The organism is Hamadaea sp. NPDC051192 (genome assembly GCF_040682475.1).
Taxonomy (GTDB): domain Bacteria; phylum Actinomycetota; class Actinomycetes; order Mycobacteriales; family Micromonosporaceae; genus Hamadaea; species Hamadaea flava.
Window position 1 is genome coordinate 1 of sequence record NZ_JBFBAZ010000293.1, and the last position, 1,875, is coordinate 1,875.

The window sequence follows — 1,875 nt, forward strand, 5'->3', positions numbered from 1 at the left end:
GTCAACCTGACCATCCCCACGATGAAGCTGACGATCGCCCAATGGGGGCTGCTCCTGCAGGCCACCCCGGCCTCGTGGGGGCCGAGGAAGACCGGGTCGCGACGGGTGACCACGTCCACCATCGCCTTCAGGTACGCGCCCTGCTCCCGGACGGTCGCCCGGTCCCACTGGAGTCGCCATTGCCGGGCGCTGTCGTCGCCGACGCCCACCGCGTCCATCCCCGCCTGACGGCACAGCGTCACCGCGCGCTCGATGTGGAAGCTCTGGGTCACGACGATCGCGGCGGTGACGCCGAAGACGCGTACGGCCCGCTGGCACGAGTCGTAGGTGTCGAAGCCCGCGTAGTCGGGGACCACCTTCGTCCCCGGGACGCCATTGGCCAGCAGCCACTGCTGCATATGGCCCGGCTCGTCGTACCGCCATTCGCCGTGATCGCCGGAGACCAGGATCGCCTGGACCTTGCCCGCGTCGTAGAGCCGCTTGGCCTCCGCCAGCCGCGCCGCGAGGAAGCCCGACGGACTGCCGTTCGGGTCGACCTGCGCACCCAGCACCAGGGCCACCGGCCGCGCCGGGACGTCACTTTCCGCGTACACGTGGCCGCGAGCGCCGCCCCGGATCCACAGCTGACTCGCCGTCACCGTCACGATTCCGGCCAGGCCCGCGATGAGCAGGCCGCGCCGGACCGTCCGCCAAGGGATCTTCACACCCTCCAGGATGTCGTACGCGCGCCAGATGGTTGCCGTAAGGCAACATCCAGCAGTGCCGCTGCCGTAAGGCAACATCCAGCAGTGCCGTTGCCGCGAGGCAGATCGCGTTGCTTAGGCGACGAAGTTGTTCTGCAGGAACACGATGATCATCGCGCCTTGCAGGCCGACCGCGCCCATCGTGAAGAACTTGTCGAAGGTGGCGTTGCGCCCCATCTTCGCCAGGACGAAGAACGCCGCCGTGCACTCCAGGCTGTAGCGCCACAGTGAACTGAGCGGGTAATGCGAGTGGATCGGGCTGATCAACGGCAGCGCCAGGGTCAGCGCGGCGAAGACCACCAGGTACCGGTCGGCGGGATCGAGTTTCCACGGCCCCACCAGGGCCAGCGTCAGCAACGCGATCATCAGCAGCGCGGTCGCGAGGTTGGCGACGTTGCGGAAGTTGTCCGGGGAGAACATCGGCGTCCAGTCGTGGATCATCTTCGCGACCTGGCCGATGGTCGTCCACGGCGCCTGGTAGCCGTCGTGGAACCAGGCCTTCTGCGACTCCATGAAGTGGGTCGCGCTGCCGAAGCTCTGCTGCAGATAGAACATGTACGCCGCGAGCCCGGACGGCACGAGCGCGATCGACAGGGCGTCCCACCGGATGCGACTCGGCGACCACCCGTGCTGACGCAGGTATTCGTAGAGGAAGGCCGCGCCGAGGAGGATGCCGGCCATGCGGGTCGCCCCCGCCAGCCCGGCCAGCGCACCGGCGATCCACCAGTGCCCGCGACGCATGCAGTAGAGCGAGCCGACCGCCAGCGCGATGAACATCGACTCGTTGTACGCGGCCACGAGGTAGAACCCGGTCGGGAAGGCGAGCAGGTAGAACGCCGCCCGGCGGGCGTGCCGCTCGTCCATCATCTCGGCCGCGAGGCGGTGCGTGACCACCAGCGCGGCCAGGCAGCACACCAGCGATACCACCAGCGCCGCCCCGAACGAGCCGCCCGGCAGCACCGCGTTCGCCGCGCGTACGGTCATCGGGTAGAGCGGCCAGAACGCCGTCGCCCGGGTGTCCCAGTGGTACCCCGTGTCGGCGATGATGAGGTACCAGGTGGTGTCCCACCGATTCCAAGCGTCCAACGCGACCGAGACGCTGTCCGGTGGGTCGCCGGCCTTCGCCGCCAGC

2 protein-coding genes are annotated in these 1,875 nt (G+C 68.8%); both read right to left on the reverse strand.

The features are described 5' to 3' along the window. Window positions 1-704: ElyC/SanA/YdcF family protein (locus AB0M47_RS42670; protein WP_363424747.1), on the reverse strand; the 704-nt coding region annotated here is incomplete at its 3' end. A gap of 114 nt (window positions 705-818) precedes the next feature. Further along, window positions 819-1,875, reverse strand: a 1,057-nt coding sequence (locus AB0M47_RS42675) for a mannosyltransferase family protein (RefSeq protein WP_363424749.1), incomplete at its 5' end; no start/stop codon positions are given.